At 73.7% G+C, this 16,799-nt stretch carries 18 protein-coding genes; 8 read left to right on the top strand and 10 right to left on the bottom strand.

All coding sequences use genetic code 11. The annotated features are described in order from the left end of the window. Positions 1–76 precede the first annotated feature (76 nt). From ACZ7EC_RS02440 to ACZ7EC_RS02455, 4 genes are all read left to right on the top strand, one after another. The gene (locus tag ACZ7EC_RS02440; protein WP_471056679.1) at positions 77–517 is read left to right on the top strand and encodes a hypothetical protein; all 441 of its coding nucleotides are present in this window, start codon (positions 77–79) and stop codon (positions 515–517) included. Positions 518–580: 63 nt separating this feature from the next. Beyond that, the gene (locus ACZ7EC_RS02445; RefSeq protein WP_471056682.1) at positions 581–1,234 is read left to right on the top strand and encodes a SigE family RNA polymerase sigma factor; all 654 of its coding nucleotides are present in this window, start codon (positions 581–583) and stop codon (positions 1,232–1,234) included. Next, positions 1,231–1,575, top strand: a complete 345-nt coding sequence (locus ACZ7EC_RS02450; protein WP_471056685.1) for a hypothetical protein — start codon at positions 1,231–1,233, stop codon at positions 1,573–1,575. Before ACZ7EC_RS02445 ends, ACZ7EC_RS02450 begins: the two co-directional genes overlap by 4 nt. An 81-nt stretch (positions 1,576–1,656) precedes the next feature. After that, positions 1,657–2,622, top strand: coding sequence for a pirin family protein (locus tag ACZ7EC_RS02455; protein ID WP_471056688.1), 966 nt, complete (start codon positions 1,657–1,659; stop codon positions 2,620–2,622). Positions 2,623–2,694: 72 nt separating this feature from the next. On the opposite strand, the gene ACZ7EC_RS02460 is transcribed toward ACZ7EC_RS02455, so the two are convergent. Further along, positions 2,695–3,594 carry a helix-turn-helix transcriptional regulator gene (locus tag ACZ7EC_RS02460; RefSeq protein WP_471056691.1) on the bottom strand — a complete coding sequence of 300 codons (900 nt, stop codon included), beginning with the start codon at positions 3,592–3,594 and terminating at the stop codon, positions 2,695–2,697. 114 nt (positions 3,595–3,708) lie between these two features. Between ACZ7EC_RS02460 and ACZ7EC_RS02465 the strand changes: the two genes are divergently transcribed. Continuing rightward, the gene (locus ACZ7EC_RS02465) at positions 3,709–4,407 is read left to right on the top strand and encodes an SDR family NAD(P)-dependent oxidoreductase (protein ID WP_471056694.1); all 699 of its coding nucleotides are present in this window, start codon (positions 3,709–3,711) and stop codon (positions 4,405–4,407) included. A 115-nt stretch (positions 4,408–4,522) separates the two neighbouring features. On the opposite strand, the gene ACZ7EC_RS02470 is transcribed toward ACZ7EC_RS02465, so the two are convergent. From ACZ7EC_RS02470 to ACZ7EC_RS02490, 5 genes are all read right to left on the bottom strand, one after another. Beyond that, positions 4,523–5,122 (bottom strand): alpha/beta fold hydrolase, encoded by a 600-nt coding sequence (locus ACZ7EC_RS02470; protein WP_471057820.1) that lies wholly within the window; start codon positions 5,120–5,122, stop codon positions 4,523–4,525. Then, positions 5,032–5,514, bottom strand: a complete 483-nt coding sequence (locus ACZ7EC_RS02475) for an epoxide hydrolase N-terminal domain-containing protein (protein ID WP_471056697.1) — start codon at positions 5,512–5,514, stop codon at positions 5,032–5,034. Before ACZ7EC_RS02475 ends, ACZ7EC_RS02470 begins: the two co-directional genes overlap by 91 nt. A 149-nt stretch (positions 5,515–5,663) precedes the next feature. Beyond that, the gene (locus tag ACZ7EC_RS02480) at positions 5,664–5,879 is read right to left on the bottom strand and encodes a hypothetical protein (protein ID WP_471056700.1); all 216 of its coding nucleotides are present in this window, start codon (positions 5,877–5,879) and stop codon (positions 5,664–5,666) included. A gap of 424 nt (positions 5,880–6,303) precedes the next feature. After that, entirely contained in the window at positions 6,304–7,668 is a 1,365-nt protein-coding gene (locus ACZ7EC_RS02485) for a beta-1,3-glucanase family protein (protein WP_471056702.1), read from the bottom strand. A 227-nt stretch (positions 7,669–7,895) separates the two neighbouring features. Continuing rightward, positions 7,896–8,870, bottom strand: a complete 975-nt coding sequence (locus ACZ7EC_RS02490) for a TIGR01777 family oxidoreductase (protein WP_471056704.1) — start codon at positions 8,868–8,870, stop codon at positions 7,896–7,898. A 224-nt stretch (positions 8,871–9,094) separates the two neighbouring features. On the opposite strand from ACZ7EC_RS02490, the gene ACZ7EC_RS02495 reads away from it, so the two are divergent. Beyond that, entirely contained in the window at positions 9,095–9,385 is a 291-nt protein-coding gene (locus ACZ7EC_RS02495; RefSeq protein WP_471056707.1) for a VOC family protein, read from the top strand. An 83-nt stretch (positions 9,386–9,468) separates the two neighbouring features. Here the strand turns inward: ACZ7EC_RS02495 and ACZ7EC_RS02500 are convergent, their stop codons facing one another. After that, complete coding sequence (locus ACZ7EC_RS02500) at positions 9,469–9,837, bottom strand: ArsR/SmtB family transcription factor (protein ID WP_471056710.1); 369 nt, start codon at positions 9,835–9,837, stop codon at positions 9,469–9,471. A gap of 131 nt (positions 9,838–9,968) precedes the next feature. Between ACZ7EC_RS02500 and ACZ7EC_RS02505 the strand changes: the two genes are divergently transcribed. Beyond that, positions 9,969–11,948 carry a heavy metal translocating P-type ATPase gene (locus ACZ7EC_RS02505; RefSeq protein WP_471056712.1) on the top strand — a complete coding sequence of 660 codons (1,980 nt, stop codon included), beginning with the start codon at positions 9,969–9,971 and terminating at the stop codon, positions 11,946–11,948. 30 nt (positions 11,949–11,978) lie between these two features. Here ACZ7EC_RS02505 and ACZ7EC_RS02510 read toward each other — a convergent pair whose 3' ends face one another. From ACZ7EC_RS02510 to ACZ7EC_RS02520, 3 genes are all read right to left on the bottom strand, one after another. Next, entirely contained in the window at positions 11,979–13,280 is a 1,302-nt protein-coding gene (locus ACZ7EC_RS02510; RefSeq protein WP_471056715.1) for a PP2C family protein-serine/threonine phosphatase, read from the bottom strand. Positions 13,281–13,590: 310 nt separating this feature from the next. Continuing rightward, on the bottom strand, positions 13,591–14,979 hold the full coding sequence (locus ACZ7EC_RS02515) for an outer membrane protein assembly factor BamB family protein (protein ID WP_471057823.1): 1,389 nt from the start codon (positions 14,977–14,979) through the stop codon (positions 13,591–13,593). A 128-nt stretch (positions 14,980–15,107) separates the two neighbouring features. Further along, positions 15,108–15,806 (bottom strand): serine/threonine-protein kinase, encoded by a 699-nt coding sequence (locus tag ACZ7EC_RS02520; protein WP_471056718.1) that lies wholly within the window; start codon positions 15,804–15,806, stop codon positions 15,108–15,110. Between the two features lie 242 nt (positions 15,807–16,048). Here ACZ7EC_RS02520 and ACZ7EC_RS02525 point away from each other — a divergent pair, with 242 nt between their 5' ends. After that, entirely contained in the window at positions 16,049–16,792 is a 744-nt protein-coding gene (locus tag ACZ7EC_RS02525; protein ID WP_471056721.1) for an SDR family NAD(P)-dependent oxidoreductase, read from the top strand. Positions 16,793–16,799 lie beyond the last annotated feature (7 nt).

The raw sequence follows: 16,799 nt of genomic DNA on the forward strand, positions 1-16,799 counted from the left end.
GACCGGGGTCGGACGTCTGTCCGGGTGGAGGCCTCCACTTCGTCCAGTTGTCCGACCTGAATCCCCGAAGGAACCCATGTCCGCACACCGTGTCCCCCGCCCGAGCCGCATCCGCGCCTTGCGCGCCGCCCTGGGGGTCTCCGCGCTCGGCGCGGCACTCGCCGTGACCGGCACCATCACCGCGCAGGCCGCGCAGTCCGACCACCACGCCGCGACGCGGCCCGACACCCACGGCGCGGATCACCCCGGCGCCGCGGCGAAGCCGACGCCGGTGCCGTCGGTCCCCGGCAAGGCGACTCCGACGCCCGTGCCCTCGGTCCCCGGCGGCAAGGCGACCCCGAGGCCGGTGCCCTCCGTCCCCGGCGGCAAGGCGACCCCGACCCCGGTGCCCTCCGTCCCCGGCGGTAACGCGACCCCGAGGCCCGTACCGTCGGTCCCGAACGGGTCGGCGAGCCCGACGCCCGCCACGCCGCACCACGGCAAGGCCGTTCCGGCGCCGGCCCCGGCGCGGCGCTGAAACAGGGGCGCGGTGCGGGGAGCCGTCGTACGGCGGTTCCCCGCACCCGGCCTCGGGAGATCCATGACGACAGCCACACCACCGGCGGCTCCGCCCTGGGAGCGGACCGGCACGACCCGGTTCCCCTCGCTCCGGCGGAGGTTCGCCCGCCTCCTCGCCCGCGTCCACGGGGACACGGACACCGTGTCCGGGCCGCACCGCCCGGCCGGGGGCACTGCCACGCCCGAACATCCGCCGGTGATCGAGGAGTTGTACCACCACCGCCGACTTCCGCTGGTGCGCCTGGCGGTGCTGCTGGTGGACGATCTGCCGACGGCCGAGGACGTCGTCCAGGACGCGTTCACCGCCCTGCTGCGCCGGCACGGCCGCCGGCTCGCCGCACTGGACGACCCGGAGGCGTACCTGAGGACCAGTGTGGTCAACGCGGCCCGCTCGGTGCTGCGGCGGCGCAGGACCGTACGGGCGCACACCCCCGCGCCGGAGGGACACGCTCCCGCACCGGAGGAGGACGTCCTCATCCACGAGGACCACCGGGAGGTGCTGGCGGCACTGCGCACCCTGACCCGGCGCCAGCGGGAGGTCCTGGTGCTGCGCTACTGGTCGCATCTGACGGAGGCCGAGATCGCGGCGACGCTCGGTCTGTCGAGAGGGGCCGTCAAGTCCACGGCCAGCCGGGCCCTGGACGCGCTCGGCCGGCGTCTGGAGGGTCTGCGATGAACGACCTCACCGTCGGGGGATCCGCCCCGGAACCCGTCGAGGCACGGCTGCGCGCCGCCCTGGCCGCCCGCGCGAACGCCGTCGGCCCGGCCGATCTGCGCCCGCTGCGCCCGCCGGTCGACGCGCTGAAGGCACCCCTGCTGTCACGCGGGACCGTGTGGGGGCTGCTGGCCCTGGCGGCGGTGGCGGCCCTTGTCTTCTTCGCGCTCCACGGCACCGGGACCCGCCCGGCGGAGCCGGCCGGACCCCCGAGCCCGACCGTGCACACGCCCTCACCGGCATCGCGCTACGCGTCCCCCGTCCCGGTGCCCCGCCCGTCGTCGCCGGGGGCCGGGCGATGAGGAGGCGAGCGGGCGGGACGGTGGTGAATCGCACCCGTCCGCGCTCCCCGGTCCGCCACCCGTACCGCTAAGTTGGGCCGCATGAGCAACCTTGACCGCGCGCCCGTACCCGCCGTCTGCGGTGGCCGTGGCTTCGTCGTCGCCGAACCGGTGCGCGAACTGCTGAGCCCCCGCCAGGTCAGGCTGGGGGAATCGACCGAGGTACGCAGGCTGCTGCCGAACCTCGGCCGCCGCATGATCGGCGCGTGGGCCTTCGTCGACCACTACGGCCCGGACGACATCGCCGACGAGCCCGGCATGCAGGTCCCACCGCATCCGCACATCGGACTCCAGACGGTCAGCTGGCTGCACGAGGGCGAGGTGCTGCACCGCGACTCCACGGGCAGTCTCCAGACGATCCGGCCCCGGCAGCTGGGGCTGATGACCGCGGGGCGCGCGATCAGCCACTCCGAGGAGAGCCCCCGCCCGCACGCCCGCCTCCTGCACGGCGCCCAGCTGTGGGTGGCGCTGCCCGACGCGCACCGGCACACGGACCCGCGGTTCGAGTTCCACGCCGAGCTGCCCACGGTCACCGCGCCCGGCCTGACCGCCACGGTGCTCCTCGGGGACCTCGACGGCGCCGTCTCCCCCGGCACCGCCTACACCCCGATCGTCGGCGCCGACCTCGCACTCCGCCGGGGCGCGGACGTCCGGCTGCCCGTGGACCCCGACTTCGAGTACGGCGTCCTCGCGATGTCCGGGGAGGTCCACGTGGACGGCGTACCGGTACTGCCCGGCTCGATGCTCTACCTCGGCTGCGGCCGCTCCGAACTCCCCCTGCGCGCCGAGTCCGACGCCGGCCTCATGCTGCTGGGCGGCGAGCCCTTCGCCGAGGAGCTCATCATGTGGTGGAACTTCGTCGCCCGCACCCAGTCCGAGATCGAACAGGCCCGCGAGGACTGGGCGAAGGGGGTTCGTTTCGGCGAGGTGAAGGGCTACGACGGGGCTCCGCTGCACGCACCGCAGCTGCCGCCGGTGCCGCTGAAGCCCCGCGGAAGGGTGCGCTGACCTGGGGGTTTGGCTGTTCTCGGACGTTCGAGCCAGCACCGCGATCTCCCCGTGCCGGTGGGGGCCGCTGTCTTACCCGGTCCTCTTCTCCTTGCCGAGGTGGGACCAGTTGTGCGTGGTGGCCGGTGGGCCGGCGATGGCGGTGAGCCGGAGTTTGGTCTCGTCCTCACTGCCGGGCACGGCGGTCATGATGACGATCTTGAGCTCGGAGTCGCCGTCGGTCAGGACGTCGCAGTCCACCGTGACCGGGCCCACCGACGGGTGGTCGATCGTCTTGTGGTCTTCGCGGTGCGCAGCCACCTCTCCGGTCGCCCACAGCTCGGCGAACCTCCTGTTGCCCGCGTTCAGATCGCGGATCAGCGCGGCCAGGCGGCTGTCCTGGGGGAAGCGGCCGGTGGCGCGGCGCAGGTCGGAGACGACGGCGGCGTCGGTCGCGTCGCGGTCCGTCTCGGTCACCGGCCACAGCGCGAGGCGGGCGGGGCCGGCGTCCACCGGGAACCTGTCGCGGGCGAAGTTACGCAGCCGCGGTGGCGAGGCGGAGGGATCGCCCAGAAGGGCGGCCCACCCGCGGTTCCACCACACCAGCTGCCAGTCGGCCGCGAACACGGCAACCGCCACGTCCCCGAGCCGGGCAAGCACCCGTCGCAGGCCGGGCGGGAGATGGTCGGAGATCGTACCGTCCACCGGCGGTACGAGCTGGGCCAGCCGGTACAGGTGGTCCCGCTCGGCGGTGGACAGCTGCAGGGCGCGCGCCAGGGACGCCACCACCGACGCCGAGGGTGTCGTGGCCCGCCCCTGTTCGAGGCGCACGATGTAGTCGACCGACACCCCGGCCAGGTCGGCCAGTTCCTCGCGCCGCAGCCCGGCAGCCCGGCGCCCGCGGGCCACCGGCAGCCCGGCGGCCGAGGGGGGCAGCCGGTCCCGCCACGTGCGGATCATCACGCCCAGTCCGGTTCCGGTTGTCGCCGACATGAACTCCATCCTCCCGCATCCCCGGTCGTGCACGGGGGCACGAGGGTGGTACTGCTCCTCCTACCGTCGAAGCGTCCCTGGTCCGCCTCCCTCGTCGGGATCATCATCGAACGCATGACCATCACCTTCATCACCGGAGCCAACAAGGGACTCGGCCGCGAGACCGCCCGCCGCCTGATCGAGTGCGGCCACACCGTGCTCGTCGGAGCCCGCAACCGCGAACAGGGCGAGGAGGCCGCCGCTGCGCTCGGCGCACGCTACGTCCCCATCGACGTGACGGACGACGCGTCCGTGGCCGCCGCAGCCGCAGATGTCGCCGAACACGAGGGCAGGATCGACGTCCTGATCAACAACGCCGGTGTGCACGGCCCCGTCGGCGATCCCAGCGACCTCACCGCCGCCGACGCCCGCGCCGTCCTCGACGTCAACGTCATCGGCGTCATCCGCACCACCACCGCGTTCCTGCCGCTACTGCGCCGCTCGGACGACCCTGTGATCGTCAACGTCAGCAGCGGCATGGGCTCCCTCGCCCTCACCCACGACCCCGCCCGGCCCGAGTCGCACGTCGTCGCGCCGCTGTACACCTCCTCGAAGGCGGCGCTGACGATGCTGACCACGCAGTACGCCAAGGGGCTCAAGGGCATCCGCGTCAACGCTGCCGATCCCGGCTACACCGCGACCGACCTCAACGGTCACAGCGGCCCCCAAACCGTCACCGAGGGCACGGACGCGATCGTCGCTCTTGCCACCGAGGGACCCGGCGCCGGCAGCGGACGCTTCGTCTCCCGCCATGGCGAGATGGCCTGGTCCTGACACCGGCCGAGGTCCGGGTCAGCGGGCCGGTCGGCCGTCCCCGCACTCGGCCCGGTGCGGTCGCCGGAGACTCCCGCCTCCGACACGGCGATCAGGGCAGACCCACGTCATGGTGCTAGCCGTCATCAGTCACTGGTATCGGGGCTTGTTGCAACGAAGGTCGCGGAAGAACGCGGCGATGTCGTCGGCGAGCAAGGCCGGTTCCTCGTGTGCGGCGAAGTGTCCGCCGCGGGGCATACGGGTGTAGCGCGTGAGGTGGTAGGTGCGCTCGGCCCAGCTCCGGGGCGGTTGGGCGAGGTCGGCCGGGAACAGGGCGAGGGCGGTGGGGACCTCGACCCGCCGCACACGCCGGGTGAGCTGGTGCGCGTACTCGTAGTACGCGCGGAAGGACGTGGAGATCGTGCCGGTGAACCAGTAGAGCGATGCCTGGGTGAGAAGGAAGTCGGGCGAGGTGGGCCTTCTCCTGGGGGGTGAGCGAGGCCGGGTCGCCGGCCGGGGCGGCCGCGGCGAGCAGGTGGATGCCGACGACGGCCTCGGGGTGGGCCTCGGCGAGCCGTGAGGTGACGCCGGCGCCCAGGTCTCCGCCGTGGGCCGCGTAGCGTCGGAAGCCCAAGTGTTCGTGCATCAGCCGGTGCCAGAGGTCATGGGTCTGTTCGGCGTCGGTGAGGGCGGGGCGCTGTGGCGAGAAGGTGAAGCCGGGCAGGGAGGGGACGATGACGGTGAAGGGTCGCGGGCGTCTCCTCCGTGGCGGGAGGGGGCGGCGAGTCGTTCGGCGAGCGCGGTGAGTTCCATGACGGTGCTCGGCCAGCCGTGGGTGAGCACGATCGGCAGGGCGTCGGGGTGTTCGGCGTCGTAACGCAGGTAGTGCACTGGTGTGCCGTCGATGTCGGCGAAATGGGAGGGCAGTGCGTTGAGGGCGGCTTCGTGGCTGCGCCACGTGTAGTCGGTGGCCCAGTACGTGACGAGGCGGCGGAGTTCGGCTGCGTCGGTACCCGCCTGCCAGCCGTCGACCGGCCAGGGCTCGGGCCAGCGGGTGGCGCGCAGCCGGGTGCGGAGGTCTTCCAGGTCGGCGTCGGTGACCTGGATGACGGGTGTGCTGGTCGGCACGGTGTGCTCCTTCATGTGCGTGATGTGCGGGGGTACGGCGGCGGTGCCGTTCGCTTTCTCGTACGTGATGTGCGGGAGCGGTCCTCCCGGCGCCCGCAGGGGCGGGGGCGGGGACGACGACCGCGTTCAGGGCCGGCGCGGTTGGGTGTTCATCGGTGCTGGAGCGTCGACGCGACGGCGTCTGTGCCGATCGCCTCCTCCCGTGCGACCCGCGGGGTGACCCTCAGGGCGCCTGCGAGAGGGAGGGACGCGGCCGTGACGGCGACTACCACCAGCAACGCCGGTGCGAGGGCGGTCCGGTCGGCGAGGGCGCCGAGCAGCGGCGGGCCGCAGACGAAGCCGCAGTACCCGATCGAGGTGATCACGCCGACCCGGACGGCCGCCTGGGCGAGGCCGTCCGAACCGGCGCCCAGGCCGAGGGGAAATCCGAGTGCCGCGCCCGCTCCCCACAGCAGCGCTCCCGCAAACCCGTCCAGAGGCCGGGCCCGGCCGCGAACAGGACCACCCCGAGGCAGGCGGCCGACGCAGACGCGCGCAGTGCTCCGGCCCGGCCCGGGCGGCCGACGACCAATGGTCCGAGCCAGCGGCCGAGGGCGACCGTGCGTATGTCGCGCCATGCGCGTGGCCCGTGCTCGACACCCTCGGTGGGCGACGCGGCCGTGCCTTTCGCGGAGGGCGGCAACCTCCCGCCGCGCCCACGGCCGTCGCACACACCCGCACGCCCCTCCACCGGGAGGAGTGGTCACCGGTGGAGGGGCGTGTGCGGCGCGTCGTCCGTGTGGGCCGGTGTCAGTAGCCGACCGCGACCTCCATCCACTGGGGGCTGTCCATCGAGGTGTAGGCGGCCTGGCCCGCCACGTCGTCGTAGGGGAAGCCGTACGCCAGGTGATCGATCGCGTGGTCGTGCCAGTACTTGGCGTACCAGTTGGCCGGGTCGCCGCCGTAGAACTTCGACGGGTCCTGCTGCTGCGCGGCCGGCAGGTTGGCGGTGTGCCGGTTGAGCGCGGCGCACAGGGCCGCGTTCGAGGCCAGCGAGCCCGCGCAGCCGAAGATGTTCGAGGTGGGCTCGTTCACGCCGACCGAATTGGCGTACGCCGTGAAGTAGCCGGCGTTCGCGCCGCCCGCCCTGAAGCTCGGGTCGCTGCCGGGGGCGATGATCCGGTACGGCGCCTGGGTCTGGGCCAGGACCTTGAACTGCTGCGGCACGGAGTTCTGGAAGTTCTGGAACACCTGGTCCCGGCTCATGGTGAACAGGTCCTGGCTGTCGCCCAGTTGAACGTCCTGTCCGCTGTGCGAGTGCAGCCGGATGGCCAGGGGCAGGCCCCACGCGTCGACCCGCGTGGTGTTGCCGCTGAACGAGGCCGTGCCCGTGGTGAATTCGATGAAGTCGTAGTACTGGCCGTTCGGGGAGCCGACGTAGAAGTACATGCGCTGGGCGGGGGCGGCGACGATGTCGACGTAGGGCTGCTCGGCGATGGAGTGCTCCTGGCCGTTGTAGCTCCAGTAGACCTGGCTGTCCGGGTAGGCGCCGCCGGTCCGGTTGAGCACCTTCACCTTCATCACGGCCGAGGACGGCGGGATGTCGTCGGTGGTGCCCCAGAAGTCGTCCGGGGGCGTGCTGCCGCCGGAGCCGCCGTAGACCTGGAACTCCCAGAGGGAGTAGCCGTACGCAGTGGCGCGCTGGGTGGCGTACATCCGGACGTACCGTCCCGTGCCGCTCACGTTCAGGTTCTGTACGCCGCCGGTGCCGGCGCTGGTCGAGTAGACGGTGGTCCAGGGGCCCCCGGCGTCCGTGGCCGTCTGGAGGGTGAACGCCTTGGCGTAGGCGGCCTCCCATTTCAGGGTGACCTGGGTGAGGGGCTGGACCGAGCCGAGGTCCACCATGATCCACTGCGGGTCGGCGAACGCGCTGGACCAGCGGGTCTGGTCGTTGCCGTCCACCGCCTGCGCGGCGCCGAAGGAGGCGTTCTCGGTGGAGGAAGCGGTGGCGGGTCTGCCCTGGGAGAGCAGGGTGCCCGCGGCGCGGGCGGGGCTCTGGGAGGTGACGGTGAGTCCGAGCGCCGCGACGAGCGCGATCAGCAGCGCGAGGACGAGGTGGGGCCGGGAGCGGAGCCGTTCCGGCGCGAGACGTGGTGGGGCGGAGCTGACGGGCATGGGCGCACTCCTCGAACGGGTGGGGACCGTGCTGGAGATCGAACCGTGACGCGGCCTGAGAGCGCTCTCGGGTGAGGGTGATGGTGGCAAGCTCCCCGGAGCCAGTCAATGGGTTGTTCACAAATGGACGCCTCCATAGGGGAATTCGTTCGGTTCCCGAAGGCCGGCAGGCAGGCGCGGGTCCCGCATCGACCGTGGAGCAGCGCTCCGGAGAGCCGTGAGGGGCGTCAGGGGCGCGCCGGGGGGACGCTTCCGGTCCGTGGCCGTGTCCGCGTGCGGCGCACCAACTCGTCGGCTGCTTCCGGCCATTGGGGGTACCGGAAGTCGAAGCCGGCCCCCGTCAGCCGGCCGGGGACGACACGGCGACTCTTCAGCAGGAGTTCGGTGTCCGAGCGCAGGGCGAACGCGCCGAGCCCGGCCATCCACCGGGTCGCCGGGAGACCCACCGGCACGCCCCACGCGGAGCGCAGCGCACGCATGAACGCCCGCTGCGGCAGGGGATGAGGGGCCGCCAGGTTCACCGGTCCGGTGATGTCCTCACGCGCCATCAGGAACTCCACGGCGCGCACGAAGTCGTGTTCGTGGATCCACGACACGTACTGCGCCCCGCCGCCGACCGGTCCGCCGAGGCCCAGCCGGGCCAGGCCCAGCAGGACGGCGAAGACTCCGCCGGGGTCCGGGCTCATCACCATGGCCGAGCGCAGCGCGACTTTGCGGGTGGCCGGCGTCTCGGCCTGCTGCTGGGCCCGCTCCCAGGACTCGGCGATCTCGACGCTGTACGCCCAGTAGTCCGGCACACCCGTCTCGCGGCCGCCGATCACGCCGGTGGCCTCGTCGTTGGGGGCGTCGAAGCGGTGCGCGTACACCGTGGCGGTGCTCATCTGGAGCCAGACGCGGGGCGGCCGGGCCGCGGCCGCGATCGCGGCGCCCACGGCTCGGGTGGAGTCGACCCGCGAGTCCATCATCTCCCGCAGATTCGCCGCCGTGTAGCGGCAACTGACGCTCCGACCGGCCAGGTTGACGACGACATCGCTGCCGTCGACGGCCGCGGTCCACGGCCCCGAGCTCTTGCCGTCCCACGCGATCTCACCCTCGCCCCGGGGACGTCTGGTGAGCACCACGACCTCGTGGCCGGCGGCGCCGAGCGCACGCTTCAGGATGGTGCCGACCTGTCCGGTGCCACCGGGAATCACGATCTTCACGGCTCCCCTTCCCTCGTCTCCCCCGACTCGGGGTGAGCTTAGCCCAGCGAGTTGAACGTGTTCAAAAGCTGGGCGGCGTGTGAGCTGGAGCACACCTCCGCAAGCCTTCCGATCAAGCCGTCGGAGGCGTACGTTCCGGTTTACCTCGCGATGGCGCCCACGCGGCGTCGGCCCGTCGAGCCTGGGACGGCGGGCCAGCGGGGGCCAAACCGCCCGGAGCAGCCGTGCCCCGCGCGGAGCCCGAGCGCGTCGCCCGCTTCTGGTGCGAGGTGCTGGGCTACGTCGTGCCGCCGCCCCCGGAGGGATTCGCCACCTGGGCCGAGTTCGACCGCTCGCTGCCGGCCGAACGGCAGGGCGCGGCCTTCGCCTGCGGTGACCCTTCAGGGGTCGGACCGGAGTGCGCCCGGCTGGTCGCACTCGGTGCGGTGCGTGTGCAGTTGCTGCGTGCCGACGGCTTCAACGAGTCGTGCCTCGTGATGCAGGACGTCGAGGGCAACGAGTTCTGCCTCGACTGAGCATGCCGTGGGCGGCCCGGCGGTCAGGCGGACCGGCTGGGTGCCGCCCGCGATGCCGGACGCCGCTCCGTCTCCGGTTCCGGTCAGGCCAGTTGGCCGGCCGGGTCGATCAGGCCGAGGCGGAGGTGTTCGACGTGGTAGATGGCCTGGTCGATCAGTTCCGCGACGTGGTTGTCGTAGAGCGAGTACACGATCGAGCGGCCTTTGCGGGTGCCCACCACGAGGCCGAGGTTGCGCAGCAGGCGCAGTTGGTGGGAGCAGGCGGACTGTTCCATGCCCACCTCGGCGGCCAACTCGGTCGCGGGCAGCGGACCTTCGCGCAGCCGGGCGAGGATCAGCAGCCGTGAGGGAGTCGCCAGCGCCTGGAGGGTGGTGGCGACTTTGGCGGCGCTGGTTGCGTCCAGGCGGCCGCGCGGGACGCGATCTGCCTGCGGTGCGGCTCCATGACCCATGAGCCCATCGTACGGCACCGCTGATGAACACATGAATGTCTCTTCATTCGTTCCTGCTACGGTGGTGGGACTGCCGGGACGGTGTTCCCGCCCCGGTCCCTCCCCCGCTCACCGTGAAGGACTCCGCGTCCATGTCTTCCGCTCTCCTCCGCGAAGCGCCGCCCGGCGTCGCACGCGAGACCGCCGCGCCCGGCCGCCGTACCCGCGTCCTCGCCCTGCCCGAAGCCCGCTGGGCGGCCGCGGCCCTGCTGCTGTTCCTCGTCGCGCTGCCGCCGTACCTCGCCGGGGCACCGGCCTGGGCGTGGGGCCCGCTGTTCGCGGCCGTCTACGCGGCCGGCGGCTGGGAGCCGGGCTGGGCCGGGCTCCAGGCGCTGCGGGACAAGACCCTGGACGTGGATCTGCTGATGGTGGTGGCCGCGCTCGGGGCCGCCGCGATCGGGCAGGTCCTGGACGGCGCACTGCTGATCGTCATCTTCGCGACCTCCGGCGCGCTGGAGGCGGTCGCCACCGCCCGCACCGCGGACTCCGTGCGGGGTCTGCTCGATCTGGCCCCGGCCACGGCCACCCGGCTCCGCGACGGCGGCGGCGGCGAGGAGGCGGTGCCGACGGACCGGCTCTCGGTGGGCGACGTGATCCTCGTACGGCCCGGCGAACGGGTCGGCGCCGACGGCCGGGTGCTGGACGGGGTCAGCGAGGTGGACCAGGCGACGATCACCGGTGAGCCGCTTCCGGTGGCGAAGGGGCCCGGCGACGAGGTGTTCGCCGGGACCTTGAACGGCACCGGCGCGCTGCGGGTCGAGGTCGAGCGGGACCCGGCGGACTCGGTGATCGCCCGGATCGTGGCCATGGTGGAGGAGGCGTCCGGGACCAAGGCGCCGACCCAGCTGTTCATCGAGAAGGTGGAACAGCGGTACTCGATCGGGATGGTGGCCGCCACCGTCGCGTTGTTCGTGCTTCCCCTGCTTTTCGGTGCCGAACTCCGGCCGACCCTGCTGCGGGCCATGACCTTCATGATCGTGGCCTCGCCCTGTGCGGTGGTGCTGGCCACCATGCCGCCGCTGCTCTCGGCCATCGCCAACGCCGGCCGCCATGGCGTGCTGGTGAAGTCGGCCGTCGTCATGGAGCGGCTCGGCCAGGTGGACGCGGTCGCCCTGGACAAGACCGGCACGCTGACCGAGGGCACCCCGCGGGTGACGGACGTCCGCCCGCTCGCCGGTTCCGGGCTGACGGAGGACCAGGTCCTGCGGCTGGCGGCGGCGGCCGAGCACCCCAGTGAGCATCCGCTGGCCCGTGCCGTCGTGGACGCGGCCCGCGCCCGCGGGCTGGACATTCCGCCGGCGACGGACTTCGGTTCCGCGCCCGGCACCGGGGTGACGGCCACCGTCGAGGGCAGGCCGGTCGCGGTCGGCAGCCCCGCCCGGCTCCTCGACGGCGGTCTGCCGCACCCGGCGAGCGCGCTCGCGGCGCGGTGGGAGAACGAGGGCCGTACGGCCGTACTGGTCACCGTCGGCGGAACCCCGGCGGGGGTGCTGGGCATCGCCGACCGGCTGCGCGCGGACGCGGCCGCCACCGTCGGCGCGCTGACCGCCCTCACCGAGTCCGCGCCGCTCCTGGTCACCGGGGACAATCCGCGCGCCGCCGCCCGCCTGGCCGGGGAGGTCGGCATCACGGACGTACGCGCCGGTCTCCTCCCGCAGGACAAGGTAGCCGCCGTGCGGGATCTGGCGCGGGCCGGACGGAGGGTCCTGGTGGTCGGCGACGGGGTCAACGACGCTCCCGCCCTCGCCGCCGCGCACACCGGCATCGCGCTGGGCCGGGCCGGGTCCGACCTCGCGCTGGAGACCGCCGACGCGGTGATCCTCCGCGACGAACTCGCCACCGTCCCCGCCGTCGTACGGCTCTCCCGCCAGGCCCGGCGCCTGGTGGTGCAGAACCTGGTCATCGCCGCGGTGTTCATCACCGGGCTGGTCGTCTGGAACCTCGTCGGCACCCTGCCGCTGCCGCTCGGCGTGGCCGGGCACGAGGGGTCCACCGTCATCGTCGGCCTGAACGGCCTGCGCCTGCTGGCGGACGGCGCGTGGCGCCGGGCGCGGACGGGGAGCGGGCTCTGAGGGCGTGGTCACGGCGGCGACCGCCGCGGCTCAGGAGACGCGCAGGGCCAGTACGGCGACGTCGTCGTTCTGGACGTCGCTCATCCGGATGAGGAGTTCGTCGCAGAAGACGGCCAGTGGCTCGCGGGCGAGCGCCGCCGCGTGCTGGCGCAGCCGGGTCAGGCCGCGGCCGATGTCCTCGCCGGGGCGTTCGACGAGGCCGTCGGTGTACAGCAGCAGGGTGGCGCCGGGCGGCAGGGTGATGGTCGCCGTCTCGCGGCCGAGCGCGGGATCGACCCCGAGGATGGGGGCGTGTCCCTCCTCCAGCAGCAGCGTGTGGCCGTCGGGCTGGGCCAGCAGGGGCGGGAGGTGGCCGGCGTTGGTCCAGGTGAGGCGCCACGGGCCGGTGCCGGGTGTTTCGAGGCGCGCGATGACGGCCGTGACCAGCTCGATGGCGGTCAGCCCCTGCATCACCTTGTCCAGGCGGCACATGATGCCGGCCGGATCGTCGCCGCCGCTGTCGTAGGCGAGCGCGCGCAGCATGTTGCGCAGTTGCCCCATGCGGACGGCGGCGGCCAGGTCGTGGCCGACCACGTCTCCGATGGCGAGGACGACCGAGCCGTCGGGCAGCGGGAAGGCGTCGTACCAGTCGCCGCCGACCTCGGCCCGTTCGCGGGCGGCCAGGTAGCGGGTGGCGAGCTGGAGGTGGTCCAGGCCGGTCAGGTCGGGCAGGAGGGAGAGCTGGAGCTGTTCGGCGGTGTGCTCCTGGAGGGCGTACAGCCGGGCGTTGTCCAGGGCGAGGCCCGCGCGGTGGCCGAGGTCGGCGGCGAGCGCCTGCTCCTGCTCGTCGAACGCCGGGGCGCCCGCGCGGCGGACGAAGGTGAGGGCGCCCAGTTCCTGCCGCCGTACGCGCAGGGGCACGATCAGCGCGCTCTGGGCGCCGAGTGCCCGGTACAGGGCCCACTGGGCGGCGCGCAGCGGGTCGGCCGGGTCGGGTTCGCCGAAGTCGGTGACCAGGACGGGACCGGCGCCGCGCAGTACCTTCGCCAGCGCGCAGGCCGAGTCGTCCGGGCCAGGCAGGAGACCGCCGGACAGGACGCGCAGTGCCCGGTCGGTGTCCCGGTCGGTGACCGTGAGCCGCCGTACTCCTTCTCCCTCGACGACGTCCACGACGCAGGCGTCGGCCAGCTGCGGCACGACCAGCCGGGCGAGTCTGCCCAGCGACTCCTCCGCGTCCAGTCCGGAGGCCAGTGCGCGGCTCACGTCCGCGAGCAGCCGCAGCCGGGCCGCGGCGACCTCGGGCGGCAGCGCTTCGGACGACGCTGCCGCGGCCGGCGTCGGCTCTCGTCTCATGACGCTCCTCCGGGCGTCCCCCTGGGGCGGCGGGCCGCCCGGCCGGCAGGGGGTGGGTGACCTCGGCTCCCGTCCGTACGGGTGCGGGCCGGTCCGCACCGGGCAGGGCTCTCTGAGCCGGATGATCGCACACCGTGACCGAGTCTCCCCTCACGGTGGGTCCGTCAGCGCGGCGCGGGCCGTGGGGTGCCGGCGGCGTCGCCGCCATACGCACCGGTGCCCCGCCGGGGCGGCGCGCGATCCACCCCGGTGGACCAGGCCGTGCCCGCACACCGTGTGAACCGGTTTCGCGACCCCTGAGCGGCGCGGGTCAGCGGGGGACGGGGGCGCGGCCGGGGTGGGACGGGTCGAGGGTGAAGAGGGTGCCGTCGGAGGCCGCGAGGACCAGGGCGCCCTTGTCGAACCACACGGTGGGCAGCAGCCCGCTGTCCAGGACCTCCGCGCGGGCCGAGGACTCCCACAGCAGGGTGCCGCGAGCCGCGTCGAGCGCGGCCACCCGGCCGCTGCCGCCGGCCAGGTACACGGTGCGTCCGCTCGGGTCCACCGACACCTGGCCCGGCGTCTCCAGGGTCGTGTGGCTCTGCCACAGCCTGGCCCCGGTCACCGGTGAGACGGCGGTGACCATGCCGCTGGAGGTGGCGAAGTAGAGCGTGCCGCGGGCCAGGGCCGGGACGCCTCCCCGGTAGCGCTCGGGCAGCGGTGTCAGCGTCCGCCTGCCGGTGCGCGGGTCGACCCGCACGATGCGGGTGTAGACCAGGTCGGGGCTGTCGGGCACCGGGTTGCCGGCCGATTCCACGAACACCAGCTGTCCGTCCAGGACGCCGATGAAGCTCCGCTGCTGGGCGGGCGAGACCAGGGTGCGCGCGGACCCGTCGGCGGGATCGACCACGAGGAACCTCGTGGTGTGCGAGCCTTCCGCGCGGGCGATGCACTCCACGTAGGGTCGGTCGTCGGCGGCGAGCGGGTAGCAGTCGTAGCCGGCGGGTACCGGGATCCGCCCGCGCACCGTTCCGTCGCGCGCCGAGCGGACGGTCACCGCGCTGCCGTCGCCCTCCTGTGTCATCGTCACCCCGGCGGCGTAGCCCGAGCCCAGGCTGTCCGTGCGCACCGGGTGCGACCAGAGCCGTGTGCCGCTCGCGGTGTCGAGAGCGAGGACGGACTGCGACTGTCCGGTGCCGCCCGAGCCGGTGACCGTCGACTCCACGAGCACCACGCCCGCGTACGTGCCGAGGATGTTCGTGACGTACCGGTCGGCCGGGAGGCCGGCGGGTGCGATGCCGGAGCGCCAGAGGGTGCGTCCGGTGGTGGCGTCGATCCGTTCCGGGAGCAGGGCGCTGCCGCCGCAGTAGAGGGCACCGGCGTCCGGTACGCAGGCCGGAGCCCGGTTGCCGTCGTATGCGGGCGCCTTCCGGACGCCCTGCTCGGCGTCGGCGGACGCGGTCGTCTGCCACGGCCTCCAGCCGGGCGGGAGGGGCGTCCAGCGTGCCGCGGCAGCGGAGTTCGCCCGCGCCGTGCCGCCGCCGTCGCCCCCGTCGCCCGGCGGGTCGAGCAGCAGATATCCGGTCAGGGCGGCGGCCAGCACACCGGACACGACAAGCAGCGCGCGCGGGCCGCGCCGTCGGGGGTGGCGCTCGGCGGTGGTCTCGGCGCCGGTGAGGGCCTCGGCGGCGGGTCGCGCGGAGGGCAGCCGCAGGGTCATCGTCTCCGGCTCGCCGGGCGACGGCTCCGGCAGGGCCTTCGCGAACTCCCGTGCCAGTACGTCCGGTTCGGGCCGGTCGGCGGGCTCCTTGGCCAGGCAGCGCTCCAGGACCGCGCGCACCGATCCGGTCACACCGTCGAGGACGGGCTCGTCGTGGACGACCCGGTAGCCGGTGAGGTAGGGGCTGTCGGCGTCGAAGGGGCCGCGTCCGGTGACGCACCACACGAGCAGCGCGCCGAGCGAGAAGACGTCGGAGGCGGGGCCGACCGTGCGGGCGTCGGTGAACTGCTCCGGGGACATGAACGGCGGGGTGCCGGCCCGGTCTCGGTGAGGGTGTGGTGGCTCTCCACGGCGCGGGAGATGCCGAAGTCGATGACGCGGGGGCCGTCGGCGGCCATCAGGACGTTGGCCGGTTTCAGGTCGCGGTGCACCACCCCGGCCCGGTGGATGTCCCGCAGCGCCTCCACCAGGCCGAGCGCCAGCGGCCGCAACTCGGTGACGCGCAGGGGGCCTTGGTCGCGGACGCGGGTGGCGAGGGACTGGCCGGGCACGTACTGGGTGGCCATCCAGGGCGACTCCGCCTCCGGGTCGGCATCCACCACGGCCGCCGTGAAGGCGCCGCTCACCCGGCGGGCGGCCTCGACCTCCTGCCGGAACCGGGCCCGGAAGACGGGGTTCTGGGCGTATTCGGCGTGGACGAGCTTGACGGCGACCTCGCGCCCGGAGCGCGACCTGCCCCGGTAGACCCTGCCCATGCCGCCGGCGCCGAGCCGGTCGGTCAGCTTGTAGCCGCCCACGGACCTCGGGTCGTCCTTGTGCAGCGGCACGCGCCCCTCCCCTGGCCTTTCAGCAGTTCCCGCCGCCAGAATACGGAACGCGCGGCGCCGCCGGCCGGGCGGCGGGCGCTCGTCCCCCGAAGGCGCCGATCAGGGGCCCCTGCGGGGTGTCGTACCGCTTCTGTGCGGCCGTGCTGCGTTCCCTGGAGGCGGGCGTCCTCCCGGACGTGTCCTCGGGCCCCGGACCGACCGGCCCGGCAGCCCGGCCACGAAAGCGTCGAAAGGTGTTCCGCGTGTCCGCACAGAGCGCTGCCCCCGCGTCCCGTCCCCTGACCGCGCTGGTCACCGGCGCCACCTCCGGCATCGGCCGGGCGATCGCCCGGCGGCTGGCCGCGGACGGGATGTCCGTCGTGGTCGTGGGCCGCAACGCCGAGCGCGGTGCCGAGGTCGTGGCGGAGATCGCCGCGGCCGGGGGCCGGGCCCGGTTCGTCGCGGCCGATCTCACCGAACCGGACGCGGCGGACCGGCTGGCGGCCGAGGTGGGCGAGATCGATGTCCTGATCAACAACGCCGGGGTCGCGAACCTGGCCCCGACCGAGGAGATGACGCCGGCCGACTACGACGCCATGTTCGCCGGAAATGTGCGCGCGCCCTTCTTCCTGGTCGCCGCCTTCGCGCCCGCGATGGCCGCGAAGGGCGCGGGCACGGTGATCAGCATCGGCAGCATCGCCGGAAGCATCGGCCTGGCCAACGCCGCGGCCTACGGCGCCACGAAGGCGGCCCTGGCCTCGCTGACCCAGAGCTGGACGGCCGAGTACAGCGCTCGCGGCGTCCGCTTCAACAACGTGGCTCCGGGCCCGGTCTACACCCGGCCCGAGGCGCGCGAGATGTTCGACGCGCTGGGCGCGACCACCGCGATGAAGCGCGCCGCCGAACCCTCCGAGGTCGCCGAGGTGGTCGCCTTCCTGGCCTCGCCGAAGGCCAGCTACGTCGCCGGTACCACCATCGCCGTCGACGGCGGCCGCACCGCGATCTGAGACGGCG

The organism is Streptomyces sp. NPDC037203 (assembly GCF_055605065.1).